Source organism: Nostoc sp. CALU 546 (genome assembly GCF_048836525.1).
This window is the reverse complement of the sequence record NZ_JAWJTF010000010.1, coordinates 83,231-99,155: the sequence shown is the minus strand read 5'-3', so window position 1 is coordinate 99,155 and position 15,925 is coordinate 83,231. Positions and strand designations below refer to the sequence as shown.

The 15,925-nt window shown below is 42.8% G+C and carries 24 protein-coding genes and 1 pseudogene; 21 read left to right on the top strand and 4 right to left on the bottom strand.

Features of this window, described 5'->3' with window-relative positions; genetic code table 11:
* Positions 1–3 precede the first annotated feature (3 nt).
* The 14 genes from rplO to prfA all read left to right on the top strand — a co-directional run bounded on the left by rplO (position 4) and on the right by prfA (position 9,116).
* Complete coding sequence (gene rplO / locus RRG12_RS07765) at positions 4–447, top strand: 50S ribosomal protein L15 (RefSeq protein ID WP_069070765.1); 444 nt, start codon at positions 4–6, stop codon at positions 445–447.
* Between the two features lie 74 nt (positions 448–521).
* A complete protein-coding gene (secY, locus tag RRG12_RS07760) occupies positions 522–1,832 on the top strand; it encodes a preprotein translocase subunit SecY (RefSeq protein WP_420758889.1) in 1,311 nt (436 codons plus the stop codon).
* A gap of 2 nt (positions 1,833–1,834) precedes the next feature.
* Entirely contained in the window at positions 1,835–2,389 is a 555-nt protein-coding gene (locus tag RRG12_RS07755; RefSeq protein WP_069070763.1) for an adenylate kinase, read from the top strand.
* A gap of 213 nt (positions 2,390–2,602) precedes the next feature.
* Positions 2,603–2,827: a translation initiation factor IF-1 gene (infA, locus tag RRG12_RS07750; protein WP_006276978.1), complete on the top strand. Its 225-nt coding sequence runs from the start codon at positions 2,603–2,605 to the stop codon at positions 2,825–2,827.
* A 117-nt stretch (positions 2,828–2,944) separates the two neighbouring features.
* Positions 2,945–3,058: a 50S ribosomal protein L36 gene (rpmJ, locus tag RRG12_RS07745; RefSeq protein ID WP_015129703.1), complete on the top strand. Its 114-nt coding sequence runs from the start codon at positions 2,945–2,947 to the stop codon at positions 3,056–3,058.
* Positions 3,059–3,173: 115 nt separating this feature from the next.
* Positions 3,174–3,554 carry a 30S ribosomal protein S13 gene (gene rpsM, locus RRG12_RS07740; protein ID WP_069070762.1) on the top strand — a complete coding sequence of 127 codons (381 nt, stop codon included), beginning with the start codon at positions 3,174–3,176 and terminating at the stop codon, positions 3,552–3,554.
* Between the two features lie 54 nt (positions 3,555–3,608).
* Positions 3,609–4,004 (top strand): 30S ribosomal protein S11, encoded by a 396-nt coding sequence (gene rpsK, locus RRG12_RS07735; protein WP_069070761.1) that lies wholly within the window; start codon positions 3,609–3,611, stop codon positions 4,002–4,004.
* Positions 4,005–4,315: 311 nt separating this feature from the next.
* Positions 4,316–5,263, top strand: a complete 948-nt coding sequence (locus RRG12_RS07730; RefSeq protein WP_069070760.1) for a DNA-directed RNA polymerase subunit alpha — start codon at positions 4,316–4,318, stop codon at positions 5,261–5,263.
* Positions 5,264–5,294: 31 nt separating this feature from the next.
* Positions 5,295–5,645 carry a 50S ribosomal protein L17 gene (gene rplQ, locus RRG12_RS07725; RefSeq protein ID WP_094349105.1) on the top strand — a complete coding sequence of 117 codons (351 nt, stop codon included), beginning with the start codon at positions 5,295–5,297 and terminating at the stop codon, positions 5,643–5,645.
* A gap of 88 nt (positions 5,646–5,733) precedes the next feature.
* The gene (gene truA / locus RRG12_RS07720; RefSeq protein WP_420758904.1) at positions 5,734–6,582 is read left to right on the top strand and encodes a tRNA pseudouridine(38-40) synthase TruA; all 849 of its coding nucleotides are present in this window, start codon (positions 5,734–5,736) and stop codon (positions 6,580–6,582) included.
* Positions 6,583–6,647: 65 nt separating this feature from the next.
* Complete coding sequence (gene rplM, locus RRG12_RS07715; protein ID WP_012410699.1) at positions 6,648–7,109, top strand: 50S ribosomal protein L13; 462 nt, start codon at positions 6,648–6,650, stop codon at positions 7,107–7,109.
* Positions 7,109–7,525, top strand: coding sequence for a 30S ribosomal protein S9 (gene rpsI, locus RRG12_RS07710; RefSeq protein WP_012410698.1), 417 nt, complete (start codon positions 7,109–7,111; stop codon positions 7,523–7,525). Before rplM ends, rpsI begins: the two co-directional genes overlap by 1 nt.
* Before the next feature lie 146 nt (positions 7,526–7,671).
* The gene (gene rpmE / locus RRG12_RS07705) at positions 7,672–7,914 is read left to right on the top strand and encodes a 50S ribosomal protein L31 (protein WP_069070756.1); all 243 of its coding nucleotides are present in this window, start codon (positions 7,672–7,674) and stop codon (positions 7,912–7,914) included.
* Between the two features lie 104 nt (positions 7,915–8,018).
* Positions 8,019–9,116, top strand: coding sequence for a peptide chain release factor 1 (gene prfA / locus RRG12_RS07700; RefSeq protein WP_190891266.1), 1,098 nt, complete (start codon positions 8,019–8,021; stop codon positions 9,114–9,116).
* An 88-nt stretch (positions 9,117–9,204) separates the two neighbouring features.
* On the opposite strand, the gene RRG12_RS07695 is transcribed toward prfA, so the two are convergent.
* Positions 9,205–9,651, bottom strand: a complete 447-nt coding sequence (locus RRG12_RS07695) for a hypothetical protein (RefSeq protein WP_420758888.1) — start codon at positions 9,649–9,651, stop codon at positions 9,205–9,207.
* A 240-nt stretch (positions 9,652–9,891) separates the two neighbouring features.
* On the opposite strand from RRG12_RS07695, the gene RRG12_RS07690 reads away from it, so the two are divergent.
* The 5 genes from RRG12_RS07690 (at position 9,892) to RRG12_RS07670 (ending at position 12,302) form a co-directional block, all read left to right on the top strand.
* Positions 9,892–10,254, top strand: a complete 363-nt coding sequence (locus RRG12_RS07690) for a helix-turn-helix domain-containing protein (RefSeq protein WP_069070753.1) — start codon at positions 9,892–9,894, stop codon at positions 10,252–10,254.
* Between the two features lie 95 nt (positions 10,255–10,349).
* On the top strand, positions 10,350–10,829 hold the full coding sequence (locus RRG12_RS07685; RefSeq protein WP_420758887.1) for a DUF29 domain-containing protein: 480 nt from the start codon (positions 10,350–10,352) through the stop codon (positions 10,827–10,829).
* 116 nt (positions 10,830–10,945) lie between these two features.
* Positions 10,946–11,350, top strand: coding sequence for a hypothetical protein (locus tag RRG12_RS07680; protein ID WP_420758886.1), 405 nt, complete (start codon positions 10,946–10,948; stop codon positions 11,348–11,350).
* A gap of 315 nt (positions 11,351–11,665) precedes the next feature.
* Complete coding sequence (locus RRG12_RS07675) at positions 11,666–12,151, top strand: hypothetical protein (protein WP_420758885.1); 486 nt, start codon at positions 11,666–11,668, stop codon at positions 12,149–12,151.
* A 46-nt stretch (positions 12,152–12,197) separates the two neighbouring features.
* Positions 12,198–12,302, top strand: a complete 105-nt coding sequence (locus RRG12_RS07670) for a DUF2887 domain-containing protein (RefSeq protein WP_420758884.1) — start codon at positions 12,198–12,200, stop codon at positions 12,300–12,302.
* Here the strand turns inward: RRG12_RS07670 and RRG12_RS07665 are convergent.
* The 3 genes from RRG12_RS07665 to RRG12_RS07655 are packed head-to-tail and all read right to left on the bottom strand — an operon-like array spanning position 12,277 to position 13,224.
* On the bottom strand, positions 12,277–12,537 hold the full coding sequence (locus RRG12_RS07665) for a transposase (protein WP_420758903.1): 261 nt from the start codon (positions 12,535–12,537) through the stop codon (positions 12,277–12,279). The two genes, RRG12_RS07670 and RRG12_RS07665, sit on opposite strands and share 26 nt — an antisense overlap.
* A complete protein-coding gene (locus RRG12_RS07660) occupies positions 12,533–12,778 on the bottom strand; it encodes a transposase (protein WP_420758883.1) in 246 nt (81 codons plus the stop codon). Before RRG12_RS07660 ends, RRG12_RS07665 begins: the two co-directional genes overlap by 5 nt.
* Positions 12,779–12,837: 59 nt before the next feature.
* Positions 12,838–13,224 carry a helix-turn-helix domain-containing protein gene (locus RRG12_RS07655; RefSeq protein ID WP_420758882.1) on the bottom strand — a complete coding sequence of 129 codons (387 nt, stop codon included), beginning with the start codon at positions 13,222–13,224 and terminating at the stop codon, positions 12,838–12,840.
* 54 nt (positions 13,225–13,278) lie between these two features.
* Between RRG12_RS07655 and RRG12_RS07650 the strand changes: the two are divergent.
* Together RRG12_RS07650 and RRG12_RS07645 are read left to right on the top strand one after the other, a co-directional pair.
* Positions 13,279–14,010, top strand: a pseudogene (locus RRG12_RS07650) (Rpn family recombination-promoting nuclease/putative transposase); the annotation flags it as partial.
* Positions 14,011–14,165: 155 nt separating this feature from the next.
* Positions 14,166–15,851: an ABC-F family ATP-binding cassette domain-containing protein gene (locus RRG12_RS07645; RefSeq protein WP_420758881.1), complete on the top strand. Its 1,686-nt coding sequence runs from the start codon at positions 14,166–14,168 to the stop codon at positions 15,849–15,851.
* Positions 15,852–15,925: the final 74 nt, after the last annotated feature.

Here is a 15,925-nt window from a genome sequence, read left to right as displayed (position 1 = left end):
CTTATGAGACTCCATGATGTTAAGCCACAAAAAGGCTCAAAGAAACGCAAGAAGCGTGTAGCTAGAGGTATTTCTGCCGGACAAGGTGCTAGTGCCGGTCTAGGTATGCGGGGTCAAAAATCTCGTTCTGGTAGTGGGACTCGACCGGGTTTTGAAGGTGGTCAACAGCCATTGTACCGCCGCTTACCTAAGCTGAAGGGCTTTCCAATCGTTAATCAGAAGATTTACACTACGATTAATGTAGAGAAGCTAGCCTCCCTTCCCGCTAATACGGAAGTAACTTTGACCTCATTGAAAGCCGCAGGTATCCTGACTGCTGTCAAAGGGCCATTAAAAGTTTTAGGTAACGGGGAATTGAGTATTCCGCTCAAAGTGCAAGCGGCAGCTTTTACAGTTTCAGCTCGTAGCAAAATTGAGGCAGCTGGTGGTAGTTGTGAAGTCTTATGAGTGAGCCGGAACAGCGCACTTAAATGCAAGCCAACTCGCTGCCAGTGCTTGGTTCACTATAAAGGTAGCACTCTATGATCAGTCGAGATAAAGCCCCAACGGCTCAAGAAACTTTTATGCAGATGGCGCAGGCAGCTGGCCTCAGAGGTAGGCTGCTTGTCACTGTCGGTATTTTAATTTTGGTTCGCCTGGGTATTTTCTTACCCGTCCCAGGCATTGATAGACCGAGATTTGCCGAAGCTATATCGGGCAGTAATTCCATATTCGGCTTATTGGATATATTTTCCGGGCGAGGACTTTCGACTTTGGGAGTCTTTGCTTTAGGAATTTTGCCCTTCATTAATGCGTCTATTATCATCCAATTACTCACCGCTGCGATTCCAACTTTAGAAAATTTACAGAAAAATGAAGGGGAAGCCGGTCGGCGAAAAATATCGCAAATTACCCGCTACGTCACTGTAGGTTGGGCGATTCTGCAAAGTACAGCTTTTTCGGCATTATTCCTTCAGCAATTCGCTTTAAACCCAGGGCCCATATTCGTAGCTGAAACTGCGATCGCTCTGACTGCTGGTTCGATGTTCGTCATGTGGGCATCAGAATTAATTACAGAACGGGGTATTGGAAATGGTGCATCATTGTTGATTTTTGTCAATATTGTCGCGTCATTACCAAAAGCTTTGGGCGATACCATCGACTTGGTACAAGTAGGTGGTCGGGAAACCGTGGGTCGCGTGATCGTGCTGATCTTAGTTTTCCTAGCAACAATTGTTGGTATTGTGGTTGTGCAAGAAGGAATGCGCCGCATCCCAATTATTTCGGCTCGTCGCCAAGTAGGTCGGAGAGTTTTGGCAGAACAGCGTAGCTATCTGCCCTTGCGGCTAAATCAAGGCGGCGTAATGCCAATTATTTTTGCTGCTGCCATCCTCAGCTTGCCATTGCTGATCGCCAATTTTACTAAAAATGCCGAATTGGCGAATATAGTTAACACTTATTTGAGTCCAGGCGGTTCTAGTTCCTGGGTCTATGCCTTGGTGTACATGGTTTCCATCGTTTTCTTCAGCTACTTCTATTCTTCGTTGATTCTCAACCCAGTAGACGTGGCGCAAAACTTGAAGAAAATGGGTTCTAGTATTCCTGGAATTCGTCCCGGTAAGGCAACTAGTGAGTATATTGAACGCGTTTCTAACCGACTCACTTTTTTGGGTGCAATCTTTTTGGGCTTTGTTGCTATTATCCCCACCGCAGTGGAAAGTGCTTTGAATGTGAAAACTTTCCAGGGGATAGGTGCTACCTCTTTGTTAATTTTAGTTGGTGTGGCAATTGAGACAGCCAAACAAGTCCAAACTTATGTCATCTCTCAGCGCTATGAAGGAATGGTGAAATAATAGTGACGCGATTAATCTTCTTGGGGCCACCTGGAGCGGGTAAAGGAACACAAGCTCAAACATTGGCTGAACACTTGAATATTCCCCATATTTCTACGGGTGAAATATTAAGACAAGCCATGAAAGAGCAAACTCCTTTAGGAATCAAAGCTAAAAGCTATGTTGATAGCGGTGAGTTAGTACCCGATCAGCTAGTGCAAGACTTGGTACAGGAGCGCCTCGATCAACCAGATGCCAAAAATGGTTGGATTCTTGATGGTTTTCCCCGGAAAGTTACTCAAGCAGCTTTTTTGGAGAAGTTACTGGAAACAATACATCAAGGTGGCGAAAGGGTAGTCAATTTAGATGCACCAGATGAAATTGTCATAGCACGTTTGCTAGCTAGAGGACGAAAAGATGATACCGAAGAGGTGATTCGTCGTCGTTTAGAAGTATACCGTGCGGAAACTGCACCTTTAATTGATTATTATGGCGATCGCAAAAAACTCCTAACAGTCAATGGCAATCAGTCCCAAGAAGATGTCACTGGTGAACTACAAAAGGTAATCGCTTCTTGAAAGGGGAGTAGGGAGTAGGGAGTGGGGAGTAGGGAATTCACCACTTATCACTCACTATTTCCCACTCACCAGTCCCCACTCCCCCTAACAAAAAAAAGATCAATTTTAGCTAAGATATATTAATAAACTGTTGATATATTTCTTAAAGTGTGTTTATTTGCAGATGAAGCGCTGCAACTGAACACCAAATTGTTGAGTTGAGGAAAAAACAAATTGTCTAAGCAAGATTTGATTGAAATGGAAGGCACGGTTACAGAGTCCTTGCCCAATGCGATGTTTCGCGTTGACTTGGACAATGGCTTTAACGTGCTAGCACACATTTCCGGCAAGATTCGCCGAAATTATATCAAGATTTTGCCCGGCGATCGCGTCAAGGTAGAGTTAACCCCCTACGACTTGACCAAAGGCAGAATCACTTATCGCTTGCGTAAGAAGTAAGTATATGTAGAGAATTTTACCATAAAACCATTTTTTTGACTGTTTATTAGTCATTTAACTGGATTAATTTCCCTAGAAATGCTATAATTTTATATTTGGAGTCAAAAAATAAAAGGCATGAAAGTTAGAGCCTCAGTCAAGAAAATTTGTGAAAAGTGTAACGTGATCAAACGTCGTGGTCGCGTGATGGTGATCTGTGTGAACCCCAAGCACAAGCAACGTCAAGGATAACGCTCTTACCAACAGAGCCAGTTGCAGGACGCATATCATCATTAAAACGAAAAGACGCGATTAATCACGTTTTTCTAACCAACAGTAATTGCGAAAACAATAGGGAGAGTTCATTGTGGCACGTATTGCCGGAGTAGACCTTCCACGCGATAAGCGCGTCGAGATCGGTCTGACTTACATTTACGGAATTGGGTTATCACGCTCTCAAGAAATTATAGCGGCTACTGGTGTGAACCCAGACACCCGCGTTAAGGACTTAAGTGATGCTGATGTAACAGCCCTGCGAGGGGAAATAGAAAGCAACTATCAAGTTGAAGGCGACTTGCGGCGCTTGGAGTCTTTGAACATCAAGCGCTTAGTTGACATTGGTACTTACAGAGGCCGTCGTCATCGCATGGGCTTACCAGTCAGAGGTCAAAGAACTCGCACCAATGCCAGAACCCGTCGAGGCAGAAGGCAGACAGTGGCTGGGAAGAAGAAGGCTCCAGGGAAATAATTTTGCAACGCTTGCTAATCCGAGCAAGTTTTACCTTAAATCAACTAAACAAGTATGGCGAGACAACCAACTAAAAAAACCGGGAGCAAGAAGCAGAAACGGAATGTACCCAGTGGAATGGCTTACATCCAGTCTACTTTCAACAATAGCATTGTCACCATTACCGATCAAAACGGAGATGTCATCTCCTGGGCTAGCGCTGGTTCTAGCGGTTTTAAGGGAGCAAAAAAGGGAACTCCCTTTGCAGCACAAACTGCTGCTGAAAGTGCAGCCCGTAGAGCCATTGATCAAGGAATGCGCCAAATTGAGGTAATGGTCAGTGGGCCTGGAGCAGGTAGAGAAACCGCTATCCGGGCGCTTCAAGGAGCAGGACTGGAAATTACACTCATTCGGGATATTACCCCCATTCCTCACAATGGTTGTCGTCCACCCAAGCGCCGTCGAGTTTAAACACTAAGACTTGGGCAGTGAGGACGAAAAGTTACAGCCAGCAATGACAGCTTGGGCGTCTAACGTGCAAACTGTCATCAAGTGAAAACTTGGGCGACCAAAAGCGTGTCAGATTTTCCCACAGGGAAAGCTGTTAGGCTTCAGGATACCCAAAATATTATCAGCGCCTGCAAGCTCAATAGGGGCGTCAAACTATACCGTAATTTCATAGTAGTAGTTTTGATATACCTATAATCTACAGGACATAAATTCAATTCGGGAGGCAATTGACTTGTCTGCTAGCAGCACCTTAGAAAAAGGGAGGCTCATCCGTGGCGCAGTTTCAAATTGAATGTGTAGAGTCGAATACTGACGAAAGTCGGAACCATTACAGTAAATTTGTTCTGGAACCTCTAGAGCGTGGTCAAGGAACAACTGTTGGCAACGCACTGCGGCGGGTTTTACTATCCAATCTAGAGGGTACGGCAGTTACAGCAGTGAGGATTGCAGGCGTTTCACACGAGTTTGCCACAGTTCCGGGCGTGCGGGAAGATGTACTGGAAATCCTCATGAAAATGAAGGAAGTTATCCTGAAAAACTATTCCTCACAGCCTCAGATTGGTAGATTACTCGTTAACGGCCCAGCAACAATCACTGCGGCTCATTTTGATTTGCCCAGTGAAGTAGAAATCATCGATCCGACCCAGTATGTAGCCACCATTGCTGAGGGTGGAAAACTGGAAATGGAATTTAGGATCGAGAAAGGCAAAGGCTATCGCACTGTAGAGCGAGGACGTGAAGAAGCCACATCGTTGGATTTTCTGCAAATCGACTCAATATTTATGCCGGTGCGAAAAGTCAACTACAGTGTTGAAGAATCTCGTGGGGAAGGCTTGATTCCAAAAGACCGACTACTGTTGGAAGTTTGGACAAATGGCAGTATTTCCCCTCAAGAAGCACTATCTTCCGCCGCTGCGATCTTGGTAGATTTATTCAACCCGTTGAAAGACATCTCCCTAGAACCAACAGATACAGGTTCGGAAATTCCAGACGACCCAACTGCTCAGATACCCATCGAAGAGTTGCAACTTTCTGTGCGGGCATATAACTGTCTCAAACGGGCACAAGTTAACTCTGTGGCAGATTTGTTGGATTACACCCAAGAAGACCTCTTAGAAATTAAGAACTTTGGGCAGAAGTCAGCAGAAGAAGTCGTGGAAGCTTTGCAGCGACGCTTGGGCATCACCCTGCCAATGGAAAGAGGCTCTAAACACCCTTAAGAAAAACCTTCATAATTCATAGTGCATAATTATGCGTCACCGTTGTCGCGTCAAAAAACTCAGTAAACCAGCCGATCAACGCCGTGCTTTACTGCGATCGCTCGCCACCGAGCTGATCCGTCATGGTAAGATCACCACCACTTTAATTAGAGCGAAAGTTCTCAGAAGTGAAGTGGAAAAAATGATTACCCTAGCCAAAAATGGCTCCTTATCAGCACGTCGGGAAGCCCTTGGCTATATCTTCGACAAACAACTGGTTCACGCTCTATTTGAGCAAGCTCCAACTCGATACGGCGATCGCCAGGGCGGTTATACCCGCATCCTGCGTACCGTACCGCGTCGGGGTGATAATGCAAAAATGGCAATAATTGAATTGGTTTAAGTCATTGGTCATTGGTCATTAGTCATTGGTCATTAGTGAATAACAAAGGACAACTGACAAAGGACAAATGACAAAGGACAAAATCTGTATGTTAGAAAGCCACCAGCCTACACAAACTCATCGAGTAGCCTTGGTAATCCAATACCTGGGCACTCATTTTCATGGCTGGCAAAGGCAAAAACAACACCGGACAGTCCAAGAAGAGATCGAAATTGCGATCGCTACTATTCTTGGGCATCATGTAACATTACACGGTGCTGGGCGAACCGATTCTGGAGTTCACGCTGCTGCTCAAGTAGCCCATTTTGAAGCAACAGGTTTTATTCCGCCTCACAAGTGGGCAACAATCCTCAACAGCTACCTGCCGCCAGATATATTAATCAGGGCTTCAGCTAGTGTCGATAACCGTTGGCACGCTCGCTTTAGTGCAGCCTATCGGCGGTATCGCTACACAATATATACTGAAGATCGGCTTAACTTGTTTGTAAGACCCTTCAGTTGGCATTATTATTATGCACCCCTGGATGAATCTTTAATCCAAGCTGCCTTGAAACCTCTCTTGGGAAAGCATCACTTAGCTGCTTTTCACCGTGCAGGCTCAAAGCGATCGCATTCCTGGGTAGAGGTGCAAGCAGTAGAGTGTCGTCGCAGTGGGCCATTTATCCATATTGAAATACAGGCAGATGGATTTTTGTATGGCATGGTACGGCTGTTGGTAGGGATGCTGGTAGAAGTAGGTTCTGGACAACGAACACTTTCTAGCTTCACCGAACTCTGGAAAGAAGAACGCCGGGAAGAAGTGAAATATGCCGCACCGCCTCAAGGCTTGTGCTTGTTGCGAGTCGGCTATCCCGATTTTCCCTTTCCGAAAGAGATTTGGTACGACACCTTGCCAAAGTTCGTCACTAGTCAAGAGTCATTAGTCATTGGTTCTTAGTAACTACAAATGACAAAAGACAAATGACTAATGACAAATTAAAAATGACAAAGGACAAATGACAAATGACAACAGTTAAAACATACCTTCCTTCTCAAGCAACCCTTGAGCGTGAATGGTACATAGTAGATGCCACCGATAAACGCCTCGGTCGCCTCGCCAGCGAAATCGCTCAGGTATTGAGAGGCAAAAAGAAACCCGAATATACACCTCATCTAGATACAGGTGACTTCGTAATCGTCATCAATGCCGAAAAAGTAGCAGTCACAGGCAAAAAGCGCACTCAAAAGCTTTATCGTCGCCATTCTGGTCGTCCCGGTGGGATGAAAACGGAAACTTTCGCTAAATTGCAAGACCGCATACCAGAGCGGATTTTAGAACAAGCTGTTAAAGGTATGCTACCTAAAAATAGCCTCGGTAAGCAGTTGTTCACTAAGCTAAAAGTTTACGCTGGCCCTACGCATCCTCATGATGCTCAAAAACCTAAAGAACTAAAAGTTAGTACAATTCCTGGAGAAGAAAATTAATGGTAGTCGCAGATGCTAATAGCGGTCGCGCCGTATACTGGGGTACTGGCCGTCGTAAGAACGCAGTCGCACGGGTACGCTTGGTTCCAGGCACAGGTCAACTGACTGTGAACGGTAAAGATGGAAACTTGTATTTCCAATTTAACCCCAACTACCTGGGAGTCATTAAAGCACCCCTGGAAACTCTGGGATTAGAAAACGAATATGACATTTTGGTAAAAGCAGAAGGCGGCGGCTTGACCGGACAGGCTGATTCTGTTCGCTTGGGAGTTGCCCGTGCTTTGTGCCAACTCGACCCAGACAATCGCCCACCTTTGAAAACCGAAGGTTACTTGACTCGCGATCCAAGGGCAAAAGAGCGGAAGAAATATGGTTTACATAAAGCCCGGAAAGCACCTCAGTACTCTAAGCGTTAGAAATTGGGCATTGGTGAAGAAGGTGATAGGTTACAGGGTACAGGTGATAGTTTTCTGTTACCTCTAACCTGTTCCCTTCTCCCTTTTTCTAGCTGCAATTGAACGCTGAAAGTTATAATTTATATAGATTCATCACAAAAAGAACAATGGCTAAAGCTGATATTCACCCCAAGTGGTATCCAGATGCTAAAGTTTACTGCAACGGTCAAGTTGTTATGACCATTGGCTCTACCAAGCCAGAATTGCATGTAGATGTTTGGTCTGGAAATCACCCATTTTACACCGGCACTCAGAAGATTATTGACACTGAGGGTCGAGTAGAGCGCTTCCTCCGCAAGTACGGTATGAGCAGCACTCAAACATCTGGCGACGAACAAGACAAAAAGTAGCGAGTTGGCTCTGCTGTTAACGACGGCCCTGCATCAGCTGGGTCGATTTTCATTTATATGCTCGAGCCAATTTGTTATTTTTTTAAGGAGCGATCGCACTCGTCATGGCTGAATCATACTTACTGGACAAACTAAAATCCGTTGAACAAACTTTTAATGAATTAACACGTCGTCTTGGCGACCCTGATACCGCTAGCAATCCTGATGAATATCAAGAAATTGCTAAGTCTCGTTCTTCTTTGGAAGAGGTAGTTAATACTTATGAAATTTGGAAAACAGCCCAAGAAGACTTGACCGGAGCGCGTCAAGTTTACAAAGAATCTGCAAGTGACCCAGAGTTGCAAGAAATGGCATCACTGGAAGTAAAAGAACTTGAAGAAAAAATAGAACATTTAGAGTCTCGCTTAAAAGTCTTACTGCTACCACGCGACCCCAATGATGAAAAGAATATCATGTTGGAAATTCGCGCTGGTACTGGTGGTGATGAGGCAAGCATTTGGGCTGGCGATTTGATGCAGATGTACACCCGCTATGCTCAGACTCAAGGTTGGAAAGTTTCTCTAGTGAGCGAATCTCGCGGAGAAATGGGTGGCTGGAAAGAAGTCATTCTCGAAATTAAAGGTAATGATGTTTACAGCCAGCTAAAGTTTGAAGCTGGAGTGCATCGTGTGCAGCGCGTGCCGGCAACTGAATCTGGGGGACGGGTTCATACTTCCACAGCTACCGTGGCGATTATGCCAGAGGTGGATGATGTGGAAATTCACATTGACCCGAAAGATATTGAAATGACCACAGCTCGTTCTGGTGGTGCTGGTGGACAAAACGTCAACAAGGTGGAAACAGCCGTTGACTTGATGCACAAACCAACGGGAATACGCATTTTCTGTACAGAAGAACGCAGCCAGTTGCAAAACAAAGAACGGGCGATGCAAATTCTGCGGGCGAAGTTGTATGACATCAAGTTAAGCGAACAACAAGCAGCTGTTACTTCCATGCGGCGATCGCAGGTTGGTACTGGATCGCGATCGGAAAAAATTCGCACCTATAATTATAAAGATAACCGCGCTACCGATCATCGGTTAGGTCAGAATTATTCCCTTACCCCGGTTTTGGATGGTGATTTAGAGACGCTTATCCAGTCTTGTATATCTCTAGACCAGCAAGAACGTCTCGCGGAGTTAGCGACTTCTGCCGCTAACTAATACCAATTCAATTAATGATTGCAACACATCTTTGGTTGGATAAAGACGCCATGAATCGCGTCTCTACAAATGGTAATAATTTTTGCTGTTAAATATCCTGTAAAACCACTTGTTGCACTGTTGCTTTTAACACGGACAGGTGGTTTTCTAATATCGCATGGAGTGCATCTTCTATTTCACTGGGATAATGGTAATAAGCAAATTCGTACTTCATAACGTAATTTAGCTTCGCCCATTCCTTCAGGGTTTCACAGGTATAAATTAGCTTTTCCACTTCTTCTTGCCAACGTGCAAAAATCCGGTAGCTAAAAAAGCTGCTGCATATATTGCCTTTTGCATCCCAGTAGGAAATACACACTTGATGTTTCAGAAGGTGGATTTTTTTGATTTGCTTAACATCGTAGCCTTTAACTTTTAAAGCTTCTTTGGTTTCTGCGTCAGAAATGTTCCACTGTTCTGGTTTAATTTTATTAGTGGCTATAAGATTTTTACCTTTGCGGCGATATTGGTTAATTTTGCGTGGCTTGCGAAACATGATGCACCTTCGATATTATTTCTTCGCAGCAAAGTCTAACTACTAGCTGAAGTGCTGTAGCAAACTAAGTTTTTTGGGTTGATTAAAGATAGATGGGTTATTCTACTAGCTTGATGCCTGTAGTTGCCGATTTACAACCAGAGATATAGTTTAGTACTAAAACACAAGGCTGTCAATATAAAAGTAAACTTGTATTATTGAAAGTAAACTTGTAAATAAAGTTGGCTAGCTATATAAGCAGTGAAGATCGAAAGCAAACAAAAACTGATTGAAATCATTAAACTAGCTCGCGGTTCAATGAGTCAGCGAGCATTTGGTAAGCTTTTGGGAGTATCTGCTACTGCTGTTCAGATGTGGGAAAAAGGTGTGAAGGTTCCAGATACAGAAAATTTGGCTCAAATCGCATCGAAAGCAGGCTACACAATGGAAGAGTTAATTAGCTGCATTGATGGTAAGCCAATTCCAGAAACTTCAGATTTGAGTCTGATTCTGAGACAAATCCAGCACATGCCTCTTAGCCAAGTAGCTCAAATTGTGCAAGCTGCGGCAGATAGATTGGCGGCTGTGGCTGAAGCGTCTGGGGATGAAGCGAAGGCCAGTTAAATAATTCGTAATTCGTAATTAAGTTTTTTAAGGGCGATTTAGCGCAAAATCGGATCAAACTAGCTTGTGGTTTCTTGCTGTCAAGATTCAACTCTATGGACAAACCTTTTTTGTATGACCAAGACTTCTATGGCTGGACACAGCAGCAGGCTAAAGCGTTAGAGCAGAGGCTAGTTATGGAACTAGACTGGCAACACCTGCAAGAGGAAATTCAAGCTTTGGGGAGACAAGAGTATCGGGAACTCGTGAGTTGTCTGAGCGTATTACTTGGTCATCTCTTAAAGTGGGAATATCAACCCGAACAACGCTGTCGTAGTTGGTTTTTAACAATTCGAGAACAGCGTCGCGCCATTCATAGGCATCTGCGGCAGAACCCTAGCTTAAAGTCTCGAATCGAAGAAGCCTTGTTAGATGGCTTTGAAGCAGGAGTCGATTTGGCGCTACGAGAAACTAACTTACCATTACGAACTTTTCCAGAGCATTGCCCTTATTTATTTGATGATGCGATGTCTACGACGGGCTACGCCTACGCAGAGAATTTTCTGTGCGATACTCGTCAAGACTGGGAAGGATAATTACTACCATTTTTATGACGCTCATTTGTTATTTGGATATACCTTAAGTAGAACGATAGTAAAAAAATTATATCCTTATAAGTTTTACTCCAAGTTACTTAGATATAGTTACATATATGAAAGAAGTAATAGAAAATGTAAAACAAACTATAGCGCAAAAACAAATACTTTGGGCTTATCCAATTGCACTGAAATTACAAAAATATCACTATAGTTTGGCAATCCAATGGGCAATAGAATGCATACAAATATATTCATCCGAAATTAAATCGGACAAACTCTCCCAGGTTAATAAATATATTCAGCAAGCTTTGTCCGAGCCAAATTTTTTAACTCCTTTACAGTGTAATGAAATTAGTCGAGAAATATGGTATTTGCCCGAAAGGGAAGAAATTCAAACTGCGATAGCTCGACTATGGGGTTCTATCGCAGCTTTTAAAGATGGAGAAGATTGTGGTGGAGTAATAGAAACCACTAGGGCAGTCGAATTAGTATTACCTGATATATCCGATCGTCATTGACTAGATCGATACCTGGAAGCTGCTGTAATAATTTATGAAAAATATGAATCACAAAACTAGGTGTGTGAGTAGTAGAATCGCATTGATTCATCTGGCGATCGCTAATTTTGGCTGAGTTAGAGGTTCTGGAAGAAATACGTAATGACTATACAAACTAAGCCCGTCTGCGTGGACTCCAGCAAGTTGAAACCCACGGAGGTGGGTTTTGTCTGTATAGCTGCGATTTCTAATCGCCAGTGCTAGGGTATTTTACTGGCAGTTAAGGAATAAATGGTTTTAAAATGGTGCAATCTGAAAATATTTAGGGGTGCAGCTATGTCGCTACGCAATGAGCCTTTAGATTGGCAACTTGAAACCAACAATCCTTATATACCAGTTTATCATCAAGGGAATTTGGTGGGATTTTTTAAACCAGAATATGCTAGTGAAATTATTAAAGTTTTAAATGAAGAAGAAGTTTTAAAAAAAGCGCTAAAAATGGCTTGTACTGATTTAATTAAAAAAATCGGCGGCGATACCAGAAAAGTCAATTATTTAATGGAAAAATATATAAAAACTAGTGAACGTCCCAAGTATGGAACTAGAGCGATCGCAGTTTTACTTCAAGATAGGCAAAAAGAGCTTGATTTGAGTAACCAGGAGTTTGCTAAATTCTGCGACACCTTTAAATTATCCCCTACCGAACTGAATAATATTTATGCTGGAGAAGCATTTGATGATAGTTTGTTAGCGCCCCTTTCACGTATATTAGGGATAGCAAAAGAGCAATTGCTCAAAGTGCGAGATGGTTCTGAAGAATAAAGTAATAAATGAACAGCAAATAAAAATTTTCAAATGATATAAAATTGTGAAAACAGACATCATCTTTTATCGGCTGTTTCAAGAATTCCCTGATATCTTCTTTGAACTTACAGCACCTACGGCTGTTATGAGGTACAGTAGCAGCAACTAGCAAACCAGTTTCTTAAATGTTGAGGATTTATTAAGTCGAGTGCAACTGAGATTAGTTTATCAACCATTTCTGTTGTAGTTGGAGCAAAATTGCGTAAAAAAGATTTAAGTTGTGACCACCATAATTCAATTGGATTAAAATCGGGGGAGTATGAAGATAAACAAATAACTTTCGCACCTACAGCTTCAATCATTGGCACAATTGAATCTAGTTTATGTGCGGATAAATTATCAATTTACGTCCACTGCTCCTGACCATAAATTTGGCACTAAAAACTTCTCAATAAATAATTCAAATGCAATGCCATCCATTGAACCATTCATTGTCATTAATGCAACTACTTTTTTAATACTAATTGCTCCAATTACTGTAACTTTTGAGCCTCTATAGAAGGGGTTAAGAGAGTAAGCTCTTGTTCCCATTTCTGAACGGGCATGAGTCCTCGTTAACCCAAGTAGGACACCAGTCTCATCCAAAAATACTAAATTTTCTGGCTCTATATGTTTGACCTTTTCCCAATAATCTAATCTTAAATTCAGGACTCTTTCTGTCCCCGCTTGGGTACTCCGCTTTGTTTTTTTTTACGATTTAATCCTAATTTCTGTAACGCACGACACATTGCACTTTGACCTACCCAATTGCCAGTCTTGTCTGCAAATAATTCACACAACTCTATCAATGTTGCATCTGGATGTGATTCAACTAATTCTCTCAACTCTATGTCAGCATTTGTTAGATGACTAAATTGTGGCTTTCCTCGCGGCTTGGATTGTAAATTACCTTCAAGTTTTTGTTGCTTTACAAGCTTTTGAACTAAACTTTTTGAGACGGAAAATATGTTAGCTACTTTTCTGATTGAAATGTTTTTTTGAAGATGTGCTGCAACTATTTTTTCTCGAAGATCGACAGAGTATGACTTCATTTAGAGGTATTTATATTTTAATTTATTGTACCTCATAACAGACGCAAGTGCTGTATTGGTAATCCTCCAGAATCAGCTAGCCTTTATCAATTTTCATCAGTTGAAATCAAACAAACAGCCTTCAGAATCGATGGCGTATTTCTGCCTACACCAGGAAGCGAGAACCCAATTTACTTTGTTGAAGTGCAATTTCAAACCGATGGGGAAATTTATTCACGGCTAATTGCAGAAATATGTTTATACCTCCGTCAGAATCAACCATCAAATGACTGGGGTGCTGTGGTTTTATACCCAAATAGGAATGTAGATACAGGAGATATTAAACATTACCGTGAGTTTTTTACAAGTGGGCGCGTCAGACGCATTTATTTGGATGAATTAGGTGAAGGTACATCGCTTCCAATTGGCATTGCAACTGCTAAATTAGTAATTGCAACCGACGATATCGCAATTGTCCAAGCAAGGGAGTTGATAGACAGAACTAAGTCGGAAATAAACTCACCACCAAAACAGCAGCAATTATTACAATTTATAGAGACTATTTTGGCTTACAAGTTTCCCACAATGAGTAGGGAGGAGATCGAGCAAATGTTTAGCTTAAGCGAGTTAAAGCAAACCAGATTTTATCAGGAAGCCTTTCAGGAAGGTGTTGAACAAGGTAAGGTTCAAGGGAAACTAAAAGCAGTACCAGCAATGTTGTCAGCAGGGTTGACTGTAGAACAAGTAGCAGAGGCGTTAGATTTGAGTGTCGAAGAAGTCAGACAAGTAACACAAAGCCAGCCTTAAGATAGATGTGGTAAATTTTATCCGTGGCTCAAGCCAAATTTGGTTTGCGGCTTCCAAACTTGATCACGACGAATTTATAGTTAATTTTTGTTAATATTAGAGGCGGTGTTAGTACTTCGTCCTCAACCACCCACTCCCTAACTGAGAGAAACTTAATGCTGCGACTAGAACATATAAGTAAAATTTATCCCACAGGCGAAGTTCTCAAAGATATCAACTGGGAAGTTAAACCAGGCGATCGCATTGGCTTAGTCGGTGTCAACGGTGCCGGAAAATCAACCCAACTTAAAATCATCTCTGGGGAAATGGAACCCACCGCCGGCGAAATCATTCGTCCTAATAGCTTACATATAGCCTACCTTAACCAAGAGTTTGAAGTAGACCCCACTCGCACCGTTAGAGAAGAATTTTGGACTGTCTTCAAAGAAGCCAACGAAGTACAGTTATCTCTGGCGCACATACCACAAGAGATGGAAACGGCTAGCCCAGAGGAACTGGATCGACTGATCGACAAGTTGGATCGCTTGCAGCGCAAATTTGAAGCATTGGATGGCTACAACTTAGATGCACGCATCGGGAAAATTTTACCAGAAATGGGGTTTGGGCTAGAAGATGGCGATCGCCTCGTCAGTGCCTTCAGTGGTGGTTGGCAAATGCGGATGAGTTTAGGTAAAATTTTGCTGCAAAAACCCGACTTGTTGCTGCTGGATGAACCGACTAACCACCTAGATTTAGAAACCATTGAGTGGTTAGAAAATTACCTCAGAGGGCTGATTACGCCGATGGTAATAGTCTCCCATGACCGAGAGTTCCTTGACCGCCTCTGCACCCAAATTGTGGAAACAGAACGTGGCGTTTCCAGTACCTACCTTGGTAACTACTCGGCATATTTGGAACAAAAAGCCGAAAGTCAATCAGCACAACTGAGTGCTTACGAACGTCAGCAAAAAGAATTAGAGAAACAGCAAACCTTTGTTGATAGATTTCGCGCCAGTGCTACCCGCAGTACCCAGGCAAAAAGCCGGGAAAAGCAACTCGACAAAATCGAGCGCATTGAAGCGCCCATTGCTGGGGTAAGAACTCTCCACTTCCGTTTTCCCCCTGCACCCCGCAGTGGACGCGAGGTAGTAGAAATTAAAGATTTAACTCATCTTTATGGTGATAAAATCTTGTTTTTGTCAGCAAATCTGCTAATTGAAAGAGGCGATCGCATTGCTTTTCTTGGCCCCAATGGTGCTGGAAAATCTACCCTTCTGCGCGTAATTATGGGTATGGAACCACCCACAGAAGGTAGCGTTCAATTAGGGGATCACAACGTTATCCCTGGTTACTTTGAGCAAAATCAAGCTGAAGCCTTGGACTTGAAGAAAACTGTCATGGAAACTATCCATGATGAAGTTCCAGACTGGGATAACCAAGAAGTCCGCACGCTTTTGGGACGCTTCTTATTTACTGGTGATACTGTATTTAAGGCAGTTGGGGCATTAAGTGGAGGAGAAAAAGCTCGTTTGGCGTTGGCAAAAATGCTCTTACGTCCCGCGAACTTACTAATTTTAGATGAGCCGACAAACCACCTAGATATTCCAGCAAAGGAAATGCTGGAAGAAGCGCTCAAAAATTATGACGGTACGGCAATCGTAGTTTCCCACGATCGCTACTTTATTTCTCAAGTAGCTAACAAAATCGTCGAAATTCGTGATGGTGAATTCCGGGTTTACTTAGGAGACTATCATTACTATCTCCAGAAAATTGCCGAGGAAAAAGAACAAGCAAAGTTAGCTGCGATCGCTGCTGAAAAAGCTGCTAAAAAAGCTGCAAAAGCTTCCAGTAAAAAGAAATAATAGATAGAGTACAGACTTAGTAGTAGTGCTAAAATGCTACTACTAAGTAATCACTTTTTATTAGCGACCACCTA